This is a genomic window from Rhizobium redzepovicii (assembly GCF_019793435.1).
Taxonomy (GTDB): Bacteria; Pseudomonadota; Alphaproteobacteria; order Rhizobiales; family Rhizobiaceae; genus Rhizobium; species Rhizobium redzepovicii.
In genome coordinates this window covers 71104-87613 of sequence record NZ_JAILYH010000008.1, presented here as the reverse complement: position 1 = coordinate 87613, position 16510 = coordinate 71104, and the positions used below count along the sequence as shown (strand labels likewise).

Here is a 16510-nt window from a genome sequence, read left to right as displayed (position 1 = left end):
CCGAAGCTTACGAAAATGCAATGCGCCGTTACGCTCACCTGCGCAAATTCGCCCCAATTGAGAGTGATGGAGGCCCGAGCGGCGGGCTGGGGTTGCGGCGGCATGTCTTCATAGAGCTTGTATGCCTCTCATGTTACGTCTTTCAAAATGATTCCCGCCGAGCTGGCAATTGCAGCAGGATAAGAGATGTCGGGTCACGACAATTTGAAAGAGATCGAAGACGCGGAAGGATTTTCTTTTCGTGGTTTGTTCAGACGTTACAGGACACCGCTGACGGCAGCGGCGACACTCGTGGTCTTCTGCCTCGTCGGCTACGCGATCATGCAGCTCACCAACGAAGTGCGCTATGACGATGTCGTCGATGCGCTGGCGGCGACCAGGCCGAGCGCCATCCTGCTTGCCCTGTTCTTCACCGCACTCAGCTTCCTCTCGCTGGTTTTCTACGATCTCAACGCCATCGAATATATCGGCAAGAAGCTGCCCTTTCCGCATGTGGCGCTGACGGCGTTCAGTGCCTATGCGGTTGGCAATACCGCCGGCTTCGGTGCGCTTTCGGGTGGCGCGATCCGCTACCGCGCCTATACGCGTCTCGGGCTTTCGCCCGAAGATATCGGCCGCATCATCGCCTTCGTCACGCTTTCCTTCGGTCTCGGGCTTGCCGGAGTCGGCGCGATCGCCCTCATCATCATCGCCGACGAGATCGGCCCGCTAATCGGTGTCAGCCCCTTCCTGCTGCGGTTGATCGCCGGCTCGATCGTTGCCATTCTGAGTGCAGTGATGATCATCGGCCGTGATGGCCACGTACTCGATCTCGGCCCTGTGGCAATCCGCCTGCCGGATTCGCGCACCTGGTCACGGCAGTTCCTCGTCACCGCCTTCGATATCGCCGCCTCGGCGTCCGTGCTTTACGTGCTGCTGCCGCAGACGGCCATCGGCTGGCCGGTCTTCCTGGCCGTCTATGCGATCGCCGTCGGTCTCGGCGTACTCAGCCACGTTCCGGCCGGGCTCGGCGTGTTCGAAACCGTGATCATCGCCTCGCTCGGCAGCGCGGTGAACATTGATGCGGTGCTCGGATCGCTAGTGCTCTACCGGCTGATCTATCATGTGCTGCCGCTGCTGATCGCCGTGCTTGCGGTTTCGGCGACGGAGCTGCGCCGTTTCGTCGACCATCCGGCCGCCTCCAGCGTCCGGCGCATCGGCGGACGACTGATGCCGCAGCTGCTATCGGCGCTTGCGCTGCTGCTCGGCGTCATGCTGATCTTTTCGAGCGTCACGCCGACACCGGACCAGAACCTCGAATTCCTCTCCAACTATCTGCCACTGCCGATGGTGGAAGGGGCGCATTTCCTTTCCAGCCTGCTCGGGCTCGCGCTCGTCGTTGCTGCGCGCGGCCTCGGCCAGCGACTCGACGGCGCCTGGTGGGTGGCGGTATTTTCGGCCCTTGCGGCGCTGACTTTGTCGCTCTTGAAAGCGATCGCGCTCGTCGAAGCCGCCTTTCTTGCCTTCCTCATCTTCGGGCTCTTCGTCAGCCGGCGGCTCTTTACCCGCCATGCCTCGCTGCTCAACCAGGCGCTCACGGCGTCCTGGCTGATGGCGATCGCGGTCATCGTCGTCGGCGCCGTCGTCATCCTGCTCTTCGTCTATCGCGATGTCGAATACAGCAACCAGCTCTGGTGGCAGTTCGAGTTCACCGCCGAAGCGCCGCGGGGCCTACGCGCCGTCCTCGGCATCACCATCATCTCGTCGGCGATCGCCATCTTCAGCCTGCTCCGGCCGGCGACATTCCGGCCGGAACCGGCGACGGAGGAGGCGCTGGCGCGTGCCGTCGAGATCGTCGGCAAGCAGGGCAATGCCGACGCCAATCTGGTGCGCATGGGCGACAAGAGCATCATGTTCTCGGAAAAGGGCGACGCCTTCATCATGTACGGCCGGCAGGGCCGTTCCTGGATCGCGCTATTCGACCCGGTCGGCGAACATCGCGCCGGGCAGGAGCTTGTCTGGCGTTTCGTCGAAGCAGCGCGCGCCGCCGGCTGCCGGGCCGTGTTCTATCAGATCTCGCCGTCGCTGCTTTCCCATTGCGCCGATGCCGGCCTGCGCGCCTTCAAGCTCGGCGAACTGGCCGTGACCGATCTTCGAACCTTCGAGATGAAGGGGGGCAAATGGGCAAACCTTCGCCAGACGGCGAGCCGCGCCCAGCGCGACGGGCTGGAATTTGCCGTTGTCGAACCTGAGGACGTGCCCTCGGTCATCGATGATCTCTCCGCCGTTTCGACGGCCTGGCTCGAGCATCACAACGCAAAGGAAAAGGGTTTTTCGCTCGGCGCCTTCGATCCCAATTACGTCTGTTCCCAGCCGGTCGGCATTCTGAAAAAGGACGGCAGGATAGTCGCCTTCGCCAATATCCTCGTCACCGAATCCAGGCAGGAGGGCACGATCGATCTCATGCGCTTTTCGCCGGACGCGCCGAAGGGCTCGATGGACTTTCTCTTCGTGCAGATCATGGAATATCTGCGCGGCCAGGGTTTCACCCACTTCAATCTCGGCATGGCGCCTCTCTCCGGCATGTCGAAACGCGAGGCGGCGCCCGTCTGGGACCGCATCGGCAGCACCGTTTTCGAACACGGCGAGCGCTTCTACAACTTCAAAGGCCTTCGGGCATTCAAATCAAAATTTCATCCGCACTGGCAACCGCGCTATCTTGCGGTCTCCGGAGGGGGCAATCCGATGATCGCGTTGATGGACGCGACATTTCTGATCGGGGGCGGATTGAAAGGGGTAGTGAGAAAATGATCAGGACAATCCTACTTGCCACGGCATGCGTCTGCATGCTCGCGGCCGCATCGGCTGATGCCGCCGAGGAGACCACGCAGAGCTTCGAAACCGGGCTCATCCCGTCGCCGCACATCTTCCTGCCGGAAGGAGAGGTGAAGGGCACGGTGATGCTGATCTCGGATGCCGCCGGCTGGGGCGACTATGAGAAGGGGGAGGCCGACAGGCTGGTCGCTGAAGGCGCCGTCGTCATCGGCGTCGATTTTCCCTCCTATATCCAGGCGCTTGACCGCTACGATGTCGGCCTCAATGACGGCTGTCTCTACATGGTTTCGGATATCGAATCGCTGAGCCAGCAGGTGCAGCGTGCGACCGGCAACAACGCCTATCACTTGCCGATCGTTGCCGGCATCGGCGAGGGCGGAGCCCTGGCGCTGGCGATCGCCGCGCAGACGCCGGATGCGACGATCGGCCAAACGCTTGCCGTCGATCCGGCCGCCGGCATTCCGCTTGCCAAGGAGCTTTGCACGCCGGCTTCCAAGCAGGTGGTCGGCCAACGCACGGTGTATGGCCTCAGCGAGGGGCCTCTGCCGGATCCTGTTGTGTCAGTCTTCACGCCCAAGGCCGACAAGGACGGCCGGGCGCATGTCGAGGCACTGAAGAAGACCCATTCCGCAATCGAAATTCGCGATTCCACCGACGACGCGCAGACGGTGCTTGCCGATACGCTTGACGATCTCGTTACCGCCTCCGGCGCCTTCGGCAATCCGCTCGGACTGCCGCTGGCGATCCTGGAGGCGACGCCTGCCCTCGATACGATGGCGGTGATCTATTCCGGCGACGGCGGCTGGCGCGACATCGACAAGGAGGTCGGCGGCACGCTGCAGAAGGAAGGCATTCCGGTCGTCGGCGTCGATTCGCTTCATTATTTCTGGTCGGAGCGCAAGCCGGAGGAGACGGCCACCGATCTTTCGAAGATCATCGATTTCTACCGGAAGCAGTGGAAGGTGAAGCATGTGCTGCTCGTCGGTTATTCCTTCGGCGCGGACGTTGTGCCTGCCACCTATCAGCTCCTCAAGCCGGCCGAAAAGTCGGCGGTGGCGCAATTGTCGCTGCTGTCGCTCTCGCACCAGGTCGACTACGTCATCTCCGTTCTCGGCTGGCTTGGCCAGAAGACGGAAGGGGCTGGAGGCGATCCCGTCGCCGATCTGAAGAATATCGATCCGAAACTTGTGCAATGCATCTATGGCAAGGACGACGATGACGATGTCGCCTGTCCGGCGGTGAAAGATAGCGGCGCGGAGGTGGTCGAACTGCCCGGCGACCATCACTTCGACGAGAATTACGATCTTCTCACCAAGACGATCATCGACGGACTGAAAAAGCGGCTGCGGAATTAGAACCTTTCCTGGTCAGATTGAAGCATTCTGCCGGAGCCGGTTTTCGTCAGGGCAGAGGCGATTGGCGAAGGGCATACCCGTTGGTACGCTCGAGCCGATCGCCTCTGATCCTGGCGGAGAGATGCCCGGCCCACCGACCGCACCGATTCGCCGTGGCGAAGCGATAAGTGCGTCCGGCGATTCCCAAGTCTTGCAGATTTGCCTGGCAAATCTGCGGGAGGGTTGGCTGAAACGGGCCGGCTGATCGACCGGCCGGCTTGGCCGTGGAGCTTTGCTACGACGCGCCGGCCGGTCGACCATCCGACTCCGTTTGAGCCAACAGAATGCTTCAATCTGACCAGGAAAGGCTCTAACGCATCAGCATTTCTTCGCTCCATCCGAGCTCGGCGAGTTCCTCACCGCGGAACCGCGCGTCGCCGGCGACAATGAATTCGTCGAGCTGCGGCGGAGCCACGCTGGTGCCGGAGAGCATTGCATGCACCTGGCCGCGATGATGCGTCTGGTGCTGGAAGAGATGGGCGAGGACGTCGTCCATCCGCTCTTCCTGGATGCGGTCGCCGCGATGGAGGCGGACGGCCGACACTAGCCTTTCCGGCGTTAGAGCCTCGCAAAGTGCGACCAGGCGCTGATCGACCCTGGCCTGAGCTTGCGCCAGCGATGAAATATCATCGAACGGTTCGTCCATCTCGAAGGCTTGGTAGCCGAGCGTGCCGCCTTCCAGGCCGTCGACATAGAACCAGTCGACCGTGATGATGTGGTTCAAGGTTTCCTTGATCGAGGGGAAGAAGCTGGTGCGCGGCGCTTCGAATTCACCAGGCTTCAATGCCGTGCAGGCCTGAAGCAGACGGTGGTTGGCAAGGGCGTTGTTATAGGCGAGCTTGCGAAATGACCTGATGGGATCGAAGGTCGGCATCGGCGCATCTCCTCTTCGCGTGCTTTCGGACTGGCTTGCGTCAGTTTTTCTCATCGAGATTGCCGTCCCGCCAGACGAGATGACGGGGGGCGACAGGCAGATTCTCGATCTCATCGGCGATGAAATAGGGCGGGATGTCGAGGTCGGTCAGGGCCTGGCGCGTCGCAAGCACCCATTTGAATTCGAGGTGGTTGTCACCGTCTTCGACGCGGTGGATGATTTCACCCGGCTGAAAGGGGAATTCCGGGGGGATGTCCATCAGGTAATAGAGGCCGAGTTCGTGCCAGTCGCGTTGTTCATAGCGGAAAAAGTTCTCGACGACCCAGAGCAGGCGGGAGACGGTGACTTCGAGGCCGAGTTCTTCCACCATCTCCCGTTTCAGCGTTTCCTCCGACGTCTCGCCGATTTCCGCCCTGCCGCCCGGAAAGGTCCAGAAAGGCTCATGCACGGCGCGATGAACGAGCACGTGGCCATCGCGAAAGCCGAGGCCGGCGATACGGTAATTGAAACGCTCAGCGCCTGCCGTCAGGCGGATGAGAGTGCGCTTGCTCATGTCATTCTATCCGAGATCGATCACGACGATTTCCGGCGGCACGCCGAAGCGCACCGGTGCGATGGAGCAGCCGAGGCCGCCGGAGACGATGATATTGCGGCCCTCCTCGACAATATGGCCATAAGCATAGCGATTGCCGTAACGCGAGGGGACCATCGGCGAACGGCCGAGGAAGCGGATCTGGCCGCCATGGGTGTGGCCAGACAGCGTCAGGGACACCCGCTCGGGCACGCGCGGAAAGATGTCGGGCTCATGGGCGAGCAGGATGACGGGGGCATCGTCGGTCACTTGAGTCAGCGTTCCCTCGAGGTCATCGAGGCCGAGCATATGCGTGCGGCCCCATCTCCTTCCGGGCAATAGCGCCAGCTGATCTTCGAGGCCTGCGAGCCAGAAGCCGCGGCCATCCTTTTCGAGCCGGACGGCGCGGTTGCCGTAGACAGGGATACCGACATCGCCAAGCGCCCGGTGCCCGAATGTCTCCATTCCGCCGTTCTTCTGGGCGGTCCTGTCCTCCCACCAGTCGTGGTTGCCCATGATCGCATGGACGCCGAGGGGGGCCTGCAGGGTGGCGAGCGCCTTCGACCATTGGCTCGAATGCACATATTGCGTCACCATATTCATGCCGGCGGCGTAATCGCCGAGAAGGAGGGTGACGTCGCCTTCGAGCTCGTTGGCCCTGTGGCAGATCGCGGCAATGCGGCTTGCCGACATCCAGGGTTCGCAGGCATGGATATCGGCGAGCGCGACGACGCGGAGCTTCAGCCCTGGTGTCCACCCCGGCGGCGTCAACCGGTAACGGGCAATGCCGAGCCGCGCCAGCGGTTCATAAGCGAAGGCGTACCCACCAAGCGACATGACGCCTGCAATGCCGCCGCCAAGAACCTTGAAAAATCCGCGGCGGGTAATCACTCAGTTGTCCTCCTGGAACAGCCGGAACTGCGCAGCCTCCATTTCCTTGGGCGGTTGCATTCCGAGATGTTTCCACGCGATTGCGGTCAGAACACGGCCGCGCGGTGTACGCTGAATGAAACCCTGCTGGATCATGTAAGGCTCGATGATGTCCTCGATCGCGTCGCGCGGCTCGGAAAGGCCGGCGGCGATGGTCTCGATGCCGACCGGGCCGCCGCCGAAATTGACGGCGATCATGTTGAGGTAACGTTTGTCGAGCTGGTCGAAGCCGACATTGTCGACGAGCAAGCGAGTCAGTGCCTCGTCGGCGATCTCACGCGTCACCGCCTCGGCCCTTGCCACCTCGGCGAAGTCGCGCACGCGCCGCAGCAGCCGACCCGCGATGCGCGGCGTGCCGCGGGCGCGTCTTGCTATTTCGCGAGCGCCCTCTTCGGTCATCGGCAGGTTCATCAGCCGCGCGCCGCGGCGCACGATCAGTTCCAACTCCTCGACGGTGTAGAAGCTCAGGCGCACCGGGATGCCGAAGCGGTCACGCAGCGGCGTCGTCAACAGACCGAGACGGGTGGTAGCCGCCACCAGGGTGAATTTCGAGAGATCGATTTTTACCGAGCGGGCGGCAGGGCCTTCGCCGATTATCAGGTCGAGCTGGAAATCTTCCATGGCGGGATAGAGGATTTCCTCGACGGCCGGGTTGAGGCGATGGATCTCGTCGATGAAGAGCACGTCTCGCTCCTCGAGATTGGTGAGGAGGGCGGCGAGATCGCCGGCCTTGGCAATCACAGGGCCTGACGTCGAGCGGAAATTGACGCCGAGTTCCTTCGCCATGATCTGCGCCAACGTCGTCTTGCCGAGGCCGGGCGGACCGACGAAGAGCACATGGTCCAGTGCCTCGCCGCGGTTCTTCGCCGCCTCGATGAAGACCTTGAGATTGGCGCGGGCTTCGGCCTGGCCGGTGAATTCGTCCAGCGATTGCGGGCGCAGGGTGATGTCGAGATCTTCGCCCCGCTTTTCCGGCGATATCAGGCGGGCGGGTTCGCTCATGCTCTCATTCCGTTTTGAAACCTGTCACAGCAATACACCAAAAATCGGCCGCCTCGACATCCTATCATCGGTTTTCCTGGCTTCACCGCGCCAGTTCTTTCAAGCCCAACCTGATCAGCTTGGCGCTATCGGCGTTTTCGCCGGCCGTCTTCATCGCCGCGGCAACCGCATTTGCCGCCTGGTCTCTGCTGTAGCCGAGGTTGGTCAGGGCGGAAACCGCGTCGGCAACGGGTGCGGCCGCGACACCTTCGCCGAGCTCCTGCTTGAGGGCGATGTTGATCGCTTCTCCGGCAAAGGCCGGCGCCCGGTTCTTGAGTTCGGTGACGAGACGCATGGCCACTTTCGGGCCGACGCCCGGCGCGCGGGAGACGGCGGCGCGGTCCTGCAGGGCGATCGCATTGGCGAGTTCGCCCGGCGTCAGCGTCGAGAGCACCGCGAGCGCCACCTTGGCGCCGACGCCCTGGACGCTCTGGAGCAGATTGAACCATTCCCGCTCCAAGGCGGTCATGAAGCCGAACAGCTTCAACTGGTCCTCGCGCACATAGGTTTCGATGAACAGTACGCAGGCCTCACCGGCCGAGCCAAGCTTGGACAGGGTGCGGGCCGAGCAATGGGCGACGTAGCAAACGCCGTGCACATCGACGAGCACATAGTCTTCGCCGATCTCGTCTATTGTGCCTTTCAGCTTGCCGATCATAGGGCGCGGTCTCTCAAGGGTGGGTTTCGGGCGTGATAAGTTCAACGGAGGGAAAATAAGATCGGTATCCGCTGGGGTCGCGGGTCAAAATCTTGTAGCCCCTTATCGCCGCATGGGCGCCGATGAAGAAGTTAGGCAATATCTGTTCGCGTCCGCCGCCGGCGTGACGGTAAAGCCGGAAGACTTGCGCCGCGGCGAAGGCAGCCGGCCAAGGCAGGTTCTCGCGGCGAAATTCATCCTGCGGAAGCAGTTGGTCGACTTCATCCATATCGTCGTAGCGAACGCAAAACTCGGAATAGATGATCGGATTTATGAGGACCGGTCCATCTTTAAAGACGTCGAGCATTTTCCGACGCGACCAACCGTGCCAGTCCGAACCGGCCACAGCCAGGTCGACGAGTATGTTTGTATCGACAAGCGTCGCCATCAGCGATCACGGGTCATCGACATGAGGTCTTCGGCATCAATCGCCTGATCGCCAGTTCCCTCGAGCCGACGGATCGTCTGCAGGAAACGGTCCAGCCGGCCCCGATCCTCGATCTCCTGCTTGCCGTTCTTCGGCGAGAGAACGAGCTTGCCGTTCTCGATCGAGAAGATGACCTCGCTGTTGGCCTTGATGCCCGCAAGCTCTCTAAGATCGCGAGGAATGGTGACCTGGCCTTTGGACGTCACGCGCATCTTGCTGCTCCTTCGAAGTAAGAATTATCCTTACTGTTGGAACAAGTCAAGAACAGATTAGCCGGCCAGCGCTTCCCGCATCCGGTTGCTGCCGCGATTGTGGGCATGGCAAATGGCGATCGCCAGGGCGTCGGCAGCGTCATCGCCTTTGAATTCGACCTTCGGCATCAGGATCTTCAACATCATGTGGATCTGGTGCTTTTCGCCGTGGCCGACGCCGATGACGGCCTTCTTCACGGCGTTCGGAGCATATTCGGAGACCCGCAGACCGGCGCGGGCCGGCACCAGCATGGCAATGCCGCGGGCCTGGCCAAGCTTCAGGGTCGCCACCGCATCCTTGTTGACGAAGGTCTGTTCGACGGCGGCTTCATCCGGCTTGTAAGTGTGGACGACCTCCGCCAAGCCGTCATGCAGCTGGCAGAGGCGAGAGGCAAGGTCCATGTCACCGTCGGATGTCACGGTTCCGGAGGCGACAAAGCGCAGGGAATTGCCAAGTGTGTCGATGATTCCCCAGCCGGTGCGGCGAAGGCCGGGATCGATGCCGACGATGCGAATCGTATTTTGCATGCTTCAACCTATAGCGACTACGAAATAACTGCCACCGATATGTGAACAAAACAAAAACATTCTCGGTTTTAAGCCGGTCCATTTACCGCGAATTAAAACAGATGCTTGAATTCTAGTGTCAAATACGAAGGGGGTCTCGTGTCGCAAGGAGCCCCGATGTTCTGTTTAAAAGATCGGTCGATCAGGCATGCGCTGCGTGCCAACGCCGGCAGGCGTGTTCAGAGGGGTTCGTCGTACATGGCACAGAGATTTCAATCCCTGTCCTTCAAGGTCATCGCCACATTCATTCTGCTGACGGTGCTGTCGATCGCAGTAATCGACGTGCTTGCCTATTTCGCCAGCAGCCGGATCTCCGACGAGCAGGCGCTGAAAGCCAAGGAGAGCGTGCTGATCTTTCGCGGTGACATGCTGCAGGATCAACTGACGCAGCTTGAAAACCAGGCAACGTCGATTGCGCGCATCGAAGCGCTGCAGATGTCGATCACCAGCCTGAAAAGCGGTTGGAAGACGATCGAGAAGACCTCCGGCGATGCCCGCGCCGAGTTGAAGAAGATTTTCATCTCCAGCAATCCCAACCCGGCGGATCAGCGCGAGAAACTGATGAAGCCGGAAGGGCCGAGCGGCTTTTATTATTCGAACCACGAGAAGACGCAGGGCGAAGTCGCCCGCGACCTCGCAGATACCGCCTTCAGCGATCTGCTGATCGCCGATCTCGACGGCACCGTCCTCTATTCCTACAAGAAGCAAGACGACTTCGCCGAGAATCTGAAGACGGACGCGTGGAAGCCAACCGGCGCCGGTATCGCTTTCGCCAAGGCAATCGAGAATACCGCCAAAGCGACCGATGACGCCGCACCGACAGGTTTTTCCGGCCTTCGCGTCGATGCCGCCAGCGGCAATTCGGCGATCTTCTATGCCGTGCCGATCGTCAAGCTCGGGGCGGCCAAGGGCATCATCCTGTTCAAGGTGCGCGACGACATCGTCACCGGCATCCTTGCCAAAGGCATCGTCCAGGGCAGCACGGCGCGGGCGGCGATAGTTTCCGGCGATGGGTCGGCCATCGGGCTCGACGCGAACGGCAGGCTTGCGACGCTCGACGCGACACCCTTCACTTTCATCAAGGACGCGCTTGCCAGTTCGGCGATGACGGTTGCCGATTTCAGCCGAGCGGATGGGGCGGCCCGCGCCTATGTCCGCGGTATTGACTATCGCGGCGACCGTTTCCTTGTCGTCGAGAGCGTGCTGCTCAGTGAGCTCAATGCCGGTTCGATCGAGATCGCCACTTTGCTAACCATGATCGGCATCGGCGTGCTCGTCGTCATGGCAGTCGCCACCGGGCTGGTCACCAATTTCCTGTTCTCGCCGCTTGCGCGGCTTGCCGGTGTGACCCGCGACGTCGCCGACGGCAAGCTCGACAGCGAGATCGGCAGCCTGAACCGCAAGGACGAGATCGGCACGATGGCGAATGCGCTCGCCCGCTTCCGGCAGTCGCTGATCGAAAGCCGCGAACTGGAAGCCGCCAGCGAAGAGACGCGCCTGCAGGCCGAGCAGGATCGCCAGCAGAATCTGGCCGAGCGCGAGGCCGAGGCAAAGACGCTGCAGCAGGTGGTCGAAGCGATCGACGAAGGCCTGCATCATCTGGCCAGCGGCGATCTTGCCTATCAGATCGATACGCGCTTCCCGAACGAGCTCGAAAGCCTGCGCATCAATTTCAACGAGGCGCTCGCGACGCTCAGCGAAACCATGACGGCCATCGGTGGAAATTCGATGGCGGTGCGCGCCGGCTCCGAGGAAATGCGCACCGGCGCCGACGAGCTCGCGGGGCGCACCGAGCGCCAGGCCGGCTCGATCACCGAGACGGCGAATGCGATCAGCGCCATCACCCAGTCCGTCCGGCGGCAGATCGAGCGGGCCGAACAGGCCGAGCGCATCGCCCGCGACGCCAAGAAGGAGACGACCGGCTCCGGCCAGATCATGCGCGAGACGATTGCGGCGATGGAGGCGATCCAGGCCTCCTCGCGCCAGATCAACACGATCATCTCGGTGATCGACGACATCGCCTTCCAGACCAACCTCCTGGCGCTCAATGCCGGCGTCGAGGCAGCGCGCGCCGGTGAATCGGGCAAGGGCTTCGCTGTCGTCGCCATGGAAGTGCGCGAACTCGCCCAGCGCTCGTCGAGCGCGGCCAAGGAGATCTCCAGCCTGCTGCAGAAATCGACGCATGAGGTCGAAAGCGGTGTGGCGCTTGTGGAAAGGGCTGGAGTGGCGCTGACCGGAATCGGCGCCCATGTCGAGGCGATCAACGGGCAGATCCACGACATCATGGGTGCGACCCGCGAGGAGGCCGATACGCTGCGGGAGATCAACAGCGCTGTGGCCGAACTCGACGCGATGACGCAGCAGAATGCCTCGATGGTCGAGGAAACGACGGCGGCGATCCACAGGCTGGCGACGGAAGCCCTGGAAATGGACCGCCAGCTCGGCAATTTCACGCTGCCGTCTGGCCACCACCAGTCCAGCGCCGAGGTGCACGTGCTGCGGCGTCACCGGTAACCACTATCTGACCGGTAACCACTATCTGACGGTATGGCAAAAGGGTCGCGCTGGCGCGGCCCTTTTTCTTTGCACGCACGGTTTGGAATGGTGCGGGCGCGAACCTACATAGGCTGCATCCTTCAACTGGCCGGCAGGTTTCCCATGGTTCCCTTCTCCATACTCGACCTTTCCCCCGTTGCCGACGGCAGCACCGTTAGCCAGTCGCTCGAGAGTTCGGCGCGGATGGCTCGCAAGGCCGAGGAATTCGGTTACAAGCGCTTCTGGCTCGCCGAACATCACGGCATGCCGGGGATCGCCAGTGCGGCCACATCAGTCGTCATCGGCCATGTCGGCGCCGCCACCAAGCGCATTCGCATCGGTTCCGGCGGCATCATGCTGCCCAATCATTCGCCGCTCGTCATCGCCGAGCAGTTCGGCACGCTTGAGGCGCTCTTCCCCGGCCGCGTCGATCTCGGCCTCGGGCGCGCGCCGGGAACGGATATGCGCACGGCGCAGGCGCTGCGTCGCAACCTCGAGGCCGCCGCCAACAGCTTTCCGAACGATGTGGTGGAACTGCAGCAACTGCTCGGCACGCCGGTCGAGAACCAGGCGATCCTCGCGGTTCCCGGGAATTCATCGCATATCCCGATCTGGCTGCTCGGCTCCAGCCTCTACAGCGCCCAGCTTGCCGCGATGCTTGGGCTCCCCTATGCCTTCGCCTCGCATTTCGCGCCCGACATGCTGCTCGACGCGATCGCGATCTACCGCGACCGCTTCCAGCCTTCGGCGACGCTCGACAAGCCCTATGTGATGGTCGGCGTCATGGGCTCGGTGGCGGCGACGGATGAGGAGGCGCGCTATCATTTCACCTCCGCCGAGCAGCAATTCGTCAACTTGCGCCGCAATGTCCGCGGCCCGTTCCCGCGTCCGCTGGCCGATATGGAGGGCTTCTGGTCGCCGATGGAGAAGATGAATGTCGAACACACCCTGCGTTGTGCCGTGGTCGGCTCGCCGACGACGGCGGAGGCGAAACTGACGACGTTTCTCAAGGAAACACAGGCCGACGAGGTGATCATCTCCATGCCGATCCATGATATCGAGACGCGGCTGAGATCGGTGGAACTGTTCGCGGGCCTCGGCAACTTCATGCGGGTGGCCGCATAGGTTCGCAACGAGCGCCTTGGCACAAAAAACCCGGCGTCACCGCCGGGTTTTCCATACAAGATCGTTTTAAGAGAATCAGGCGGAGAGCTTGGCCAGCACTTCTTCCGAGACCTCGAAGTTGGAATAGACGTTCTGCACGTCGTCATCGTCTTCCAGGCTGTCGATGAGCTTCATCAGCGACTGGGCCTTTTCTTCGTCCACCGGCACATTGTTCTGAGCGCGCCAGACTGCCTTGACGGTTTCAGCTTCGCCGAGGCCGGATTCCAGCGCTTTCGAGACCTCACCAAGGGCTTCGAAGGCGCAGGTGATGTAGTGGCCCTCTTCGTCGGTCTCGACATCATCGGCGCCGGCTTCGATCGCGGCTTCCATCACCTTGTCGGCGTCGCCGACGGAAAGCTTGTAGGTGATTTCGCCGACATGGTCGAAGGAGAAGGAAACGGAACCGGTTTCGCCAAGAGCGCCGCCGGCCTTGGTGAAGATCGAGCGGACGTTGGAAGCGGTGCGGTTGCGATTGTCGGTCAGGGCCTCGACGATGATCGCCGTGCCGCCGGGGCCGTAACCCTCATAGCGGACTTCGTCATAGTTTTCGCCGTCGGCGCCAGCTGCCTTCTTGATGGCGCGGTCGATGTTGTCCTTCGGCATGGACTGGGCCTTGGCGTTCTGGATCGCCAGGCGAAGACGGGCGTTCATCATCGGGTCGGGCAGGCCGGCCTTGGCGGCTACGGTGATTTCGCGCGCAAGCTTGGAGAACATTTTCGACCGCACGGCATCCTGACGGCCCTTGCGGTGCATGATGTTTTTAAACTGTGAATGGCCAGCCATGGCACCCCTGTTCACGTCTCATTGTTCGGAATGGGCCGCCTTATAAGAGCGAAACCGCGCCCTTTCAAGGAAAAAGCAGTTTGGAACAAAGGTGAGGGGATGACGTTTCAAGAACTCCATCCAACGGAAAGGAACGGTCATGGCAAGTCTCAGCGATGCGCAGGAACAGCCAGCACGTCAGCTCTGGGATCAGGTCAACGATGTTCATGCCGGCATGCTCGGAATTTCCGGGCTCGACATGCACATGCAGCCGATGGCGCCGCATGCCGATCCCACCACCAATACGATTTGGTTCTACACCAAGACCGATGCCGATATCGTCCGCGCCATCAAGCCCGGCAGCCGCGCGCATTTCTGCGTCATCGGCAAGGATCACGATTATCACGCCTGCCTTGCCGGTGTGATCGATGTGCGTCCCGACCCTGCCAAGATTGAGGAATATTGGAGTTCGATCGTCGCTGCCTGGTATGATGGTGGCAAGAAGGATCCGAAGCTCACCATGCTTGCTTTGCATGTCGACGATGCCGAGATATGGGTCTCGACGGGCAACAAGCTGAAATTCGGTTGGGAGATTGCCAAGGCCAATCTCGATGACGACAAGGTGCCTGATGTCGGCATCAAGCGTCACCTGCAATTCGCCTAACGCGCCGAAGCCCGGAAGCAAACCGCCGGGCTTTTTACTGCACACCCTTCAGCACATAGATCAGCGGGCTTTTCGGTAGCGTCCGCATGGAGACGGTGACGCTGTCGTCAGGGGCATAGGCGACGTCGAAATCCTTGCCGAACATCGAGACGAATGCTTCGACCGGCGGGCCGCGCCGGTGCATCGGCAGGATAAGTGAAGAGCGCAGCCGCTTGATGACGCGGCTCATGCTGTCGGCGCCCATGGTCAGACCGCCATCGACAGGAACCATGACGACGTCGAGGCGGCCGATCTCCGTATATTGGACATCTGTCAGTTCGTAGTGCAGGTGGCCGAGATGGCCGATGCACAGACCTGCGATCTCGAAAATGAAGATCGAATTGCCATTCTCATGCGCTCCGCCGAGGCCGTAGCTGAAGCGGATATCCGTGGGGACATTGCGGATATAGGCATCGCCCACGACGAGATTGATGTTGGCCTTCTCGCCCGGAATATCGCTCCAGCCATGCAGTACATGTTTGATGCCTGGATCGGGCGCCAAGGTGAAGTGGGTCGTGTGCGCCTTGTTCATGGTCACGACATCCGGCATCGTCGCCGGCCTGTACCAGCCATTATAGTCTGTCGCGATGACGATGCCGCCAGGGGTGTCGATCTCGAAGGTGGAATGGCCGAGGAAGGTGAATTTGACCTCTTCTCCCTCGGAGACGGCAGGCGTCAGCGGCGCGGCGCCGGAAAAGCTGGCGAAGGTGACCTTGGGGATATTCTTAGCGATTGCCTGGCAGTGGCTGACGGGTGTTCGCTGTTCCTGCGCTCCGGCAGGATCTGCCGCAGCGAAGGCCGTAAGGCACGCGATAGCGAGGACGAGATATTGCGGCTTCATACCGGCCCTCCGGCGCTCTACCACTTTGAAAGTAGCGGCGGGAGGATGCGGCATGAGGTCGCAGCGGTCCAGACGAGGGATGCTCACGATTGCGTGTTGGCGGTGGGTAGAGGCTAGCGCCAGAACTCCGGCACTGTCTCGGCCAGCCGCGGTCCGAGCCTGAGCGGCGCGATCTTTTCGGCCAAGCCCGTGCTGTCGGAAATCTCCACGCCGACGCCGCAGATCGTCGCCGGCCCGCTGGCGGCTTCCATGCGGCCCTTCGGCATCTTGGAGATGAAGCGGTTGAGCGGCTCTTCCTTGTCCATGCCGAGGGAGGAGTCGTAGTCGCCGCACATGCCGGCATCCGACATATAGGCGGTGCCGCCGTTCAGGATCTGCGCGTCGGCCGTCGGCACATGCGTGTGGGTGCCGACGACGAAACTGGCGCGGCCATCAACGAAATGTCCGAAGCACTGCTTCTCGCTGGTCGCTTCCGCATGAAAATCGAAGATGATCGCATCGGCCTGCTCCTTCAGCGGGCAGGCGTCGAGGATCACTTCCGCCGATTTGAACGGATCGTCGAGTTCCGGATGCATGAAGACCCGGCCCATGACATTGGCGACGAGCACGCGCGCGCCGTTCCTGGCATAGAACAGCCCGGAGCCGCGACCGGGCGTGCCTTGCGGATAGTTGGCCGGCCGCAGGAATTGATCGTGGCGCCCAGCAAAAGCCACGGCTTCCTTCTGGTCCCAGACGTGATTGCCCGTCGTCACCACATCGGCGCCGGCATTGATCGTTTCCAGAAAGATGTCCTCGGTGATGCCGAACCCGCCGGCGGCATTCTCGCCGTTGACGATGACGAAATCGAGTTTGAGGTCGGAGATCAGGCCGGGAAGGCGGTCCCAGACCGCCGAGCGTCCCGTCTTGCCGACCATGTCACCCAGAAAAAGCAGCCGCATT

Annotated in this window: 16 protein-coding genes; 5 read left to right on the top strand and 11 right to left on the bottom strand. The window is 61.6% G+C overall.

Features of this window, described 5'->3' with window-relative positions:
• Positions 1-186 precede the first annotated feature (186 nt).
• Entirely contained in the window at positions 187-2790 is a 2604-nt protein-coding gene (gene mprF / locus K6N12_RS14395) for a bifunctional lysylphosphatidylglycerol flippase/synthetase MprF (protein ID WP_097629227.1), read from the top strand.
• Positions 2787-4169 carry a virulence factor family protein gene (locus K6N12_RS14390; protein WP_097629228.1) on the top strand — a complete coding sequence of 461 codons (1383 nt, stop codon included), beginning with the start codon at positions 2787-2789 and terminating at the stop codon, positions 4167-4169. The genes mprF and K6N12_RS14390 overlap by 4 nt, the downstream gene beginning before the upstream one ends.
• A gap of 349 nt (positions 4170-4518) precedes the next feature.
• Here K6N12_RS14390 and K6N12_RS14385 read toward each other — a convergent pair whose 3' ends face one another.
• The 8 genes from K6N12_RS14385 to ruvC all read right to left on the bottom strand — a co-directional run bounded on the left by K6N12_RS14385 (position 4519) and on the right by ruvC (position 9527).
• The gene (locus K6N12_RS14385) at positions 4519-5082 is read right to left on the bottom strand and encodes a DinB family protein (protein WP_097629229.1); all 564 of its coding nucleotides are present in this window, start codon (positions 5080-5082) and stop codon (positions 4519-4521) included.
• 40 nt (positions 5083-5122) lie between these two features.
• Positions 5123-5635 carry an NUDIX hydrolase gene (locus K6N12_RS14380; protein ID WP_097629230.1) on the bottom strand — a complete coding sequence of 171 codons (513 nt, stop codon included), beginning with the start codon at positions 5633-5635 and terminating at the stop codon, positions 5123-5125.
• A gap of 6 nt (positions 5636-5641) precedes the next feature.
• Positions 5642-6544 carry a metallophosphoesterase gene (locus K6N12_RS14375; protein ID WP_097629231.1) on the bottom strand — a complete coding sequence of 301 codons (903 nt, stop codon included), beginning with the start codon at positions 6542-6544 and terminating at the stop codon, positions 5642-5644.
• Positions 6545-7585 carry a Holliday junction branch migration DNA helicase RuvB gene (ruvB, locus tag K6N12_RS14370; protein ID WP_064840622.1) on the bottom strand — a complete coding sequence of 347 codons (1041 nt, stop codon included), beginning with the start codon at positions 7583-7585 and terminating at the stop codon, positions 6545-6547.
• Between the two features lie 82 nt (positions 7586-7667).
• Entirely contained in the window at positions 7668-8282 is a 615-nt protein-coding gene (gene ruvA, locus K6N12_RS14365; RefSeq protein WP_097629232.1) for a Holliday junction branch migration protein RuvA, read from the bottom strand.
• 13 nt (positions 8283-8295) lie between these two features.
• Positions 8296-8709 (bottom strand): type II toxin-antitoxin system VapC family toxin, encoded by a 414-nt coding sequence (locus K6N12_RS14360; RefSeq protein ID WP_097629233.1) that lies wholly within the window; start codon positions 8707-8709, stop codon positions 8296-8298.
• Positions 8709-8960 carry an AbrB/MazE/SpoVT family DNA-binding domain-containing protein gene (locus K6N12_RS14355; protein ID WP_097629234.1) on the bottom strand — a complete coding sequence of 84 codons (252 nt, stop codon included), beginning with the start codon at positions 8958-8960 and terminating at the stop codon, positions 8709-8711. The genes K6N12_RS14360 and K6N12_RS14355 overlap by 1 nt, the downstream gene beginning before the upstream one ends.
• A 57-nt stretch (positions 8961-9017) precedes the next feature.
• Positions 9018-9527 carry a crossover junction endodeoxyribonuclease RuvC gene (gene ruvC / locus K6N12_RS14350; RefSeq protein ID WP_003590322.1) on the bottom strand — a complete coding sequence of 170 codons (510 nt, stop codon included), beginning with the start codon at positions 9525-9527 and terminating at the stop codon, positions 9018-9020.
• Positions 9528-9764: 237 nt separating this feature from the next.
• Between ruvC and K6N12_RS14345 the strand changes: the two genes are divergently transcribed.
• Positions 9765-12080, top strand: a complete 2316-nt coding sequence (locus K6N12_RS14345; protein ID WP_097629235.1) for a methyl-accepting chemotaxis protein — start codon at positions 9765-9767, stop codon at positions 12078-12080.
• Between the two features lie 144 nt (positions 12081-12224).
• Complete coding sequence (locus tag K6N12_RS14340; RefSeq protein ID WP_097629236.1) at positions 12225-13226, top strand: LLM class flavin-dependent oxidoreductase; 1002 nt, start codon at positions 12225-12227, stop codon at positions 13224-13226.
• A gap of 75 nt (positions 13227-13301) precedes the next feature.
• Here K6N12_RS14340 and K6N12_RS14335 read toward each other — a convergent pair whose 3' ends face one another.
• Positions 13302-14048 (bottom strand): YebC/PmpR family DNA-binding transcriptional regulator, encoded by a 747-nt coding sequence (locus K6N12_RS14335; protein WP_003590326.1) that lies wholly within the window; start codon positions 14046-14048, stop codon positions 13302-13304.
• A 139-nt stretch (positions 14049-14187) separates the two neighbouring features.
• On the opposite strand from K6N12_RS14335, the gene K6N12_RS14330 reads away from it, so the two are divergent.
• Positions 14188-14691, top strand: coding sequence for a pyridoxamine 5'-phosphate oxidase family protein (locus K6N12_RS14330; RefSeq protein ID WP_012558848.1), 504 nt, complete (start codon positions 14188-14190; stop codon positions 14689-14691).
• 34 nt (positions 14692-14725) lie between these two features.
• Here the strand turns inward: K6N12_RS14330 and K6N12_RS14325 are convergent, their stop codons facing one another.
• Together K6N12_RS14325 and K6N12_RS14320 are read right to left on the bottom strand one after the other, a co-directional pair.
• Entirely contained in the window at positions 14726-15571 is an 846-nt protein-coding gene (locus K6N12_RS14325; RefSeq protein ID WP_097629237.1) for an MBL fold metallo-hydrolase, read from the bottom strand.
• 113 nt (positions 15572-15684) lie between these two features.
• Positions 15685-16509, bottom strand: a complete 825-nt coding sequence (locus tag K6N12_RS14320) for a TIGR00282 family metallophosphoesterase (protein ID WP_097629238.1) — start codon at positions 16507-16509, stop codon at positions 15685-15687.
• Between the last annotated feature and the right edge of the window lies 1 nt (position 16510).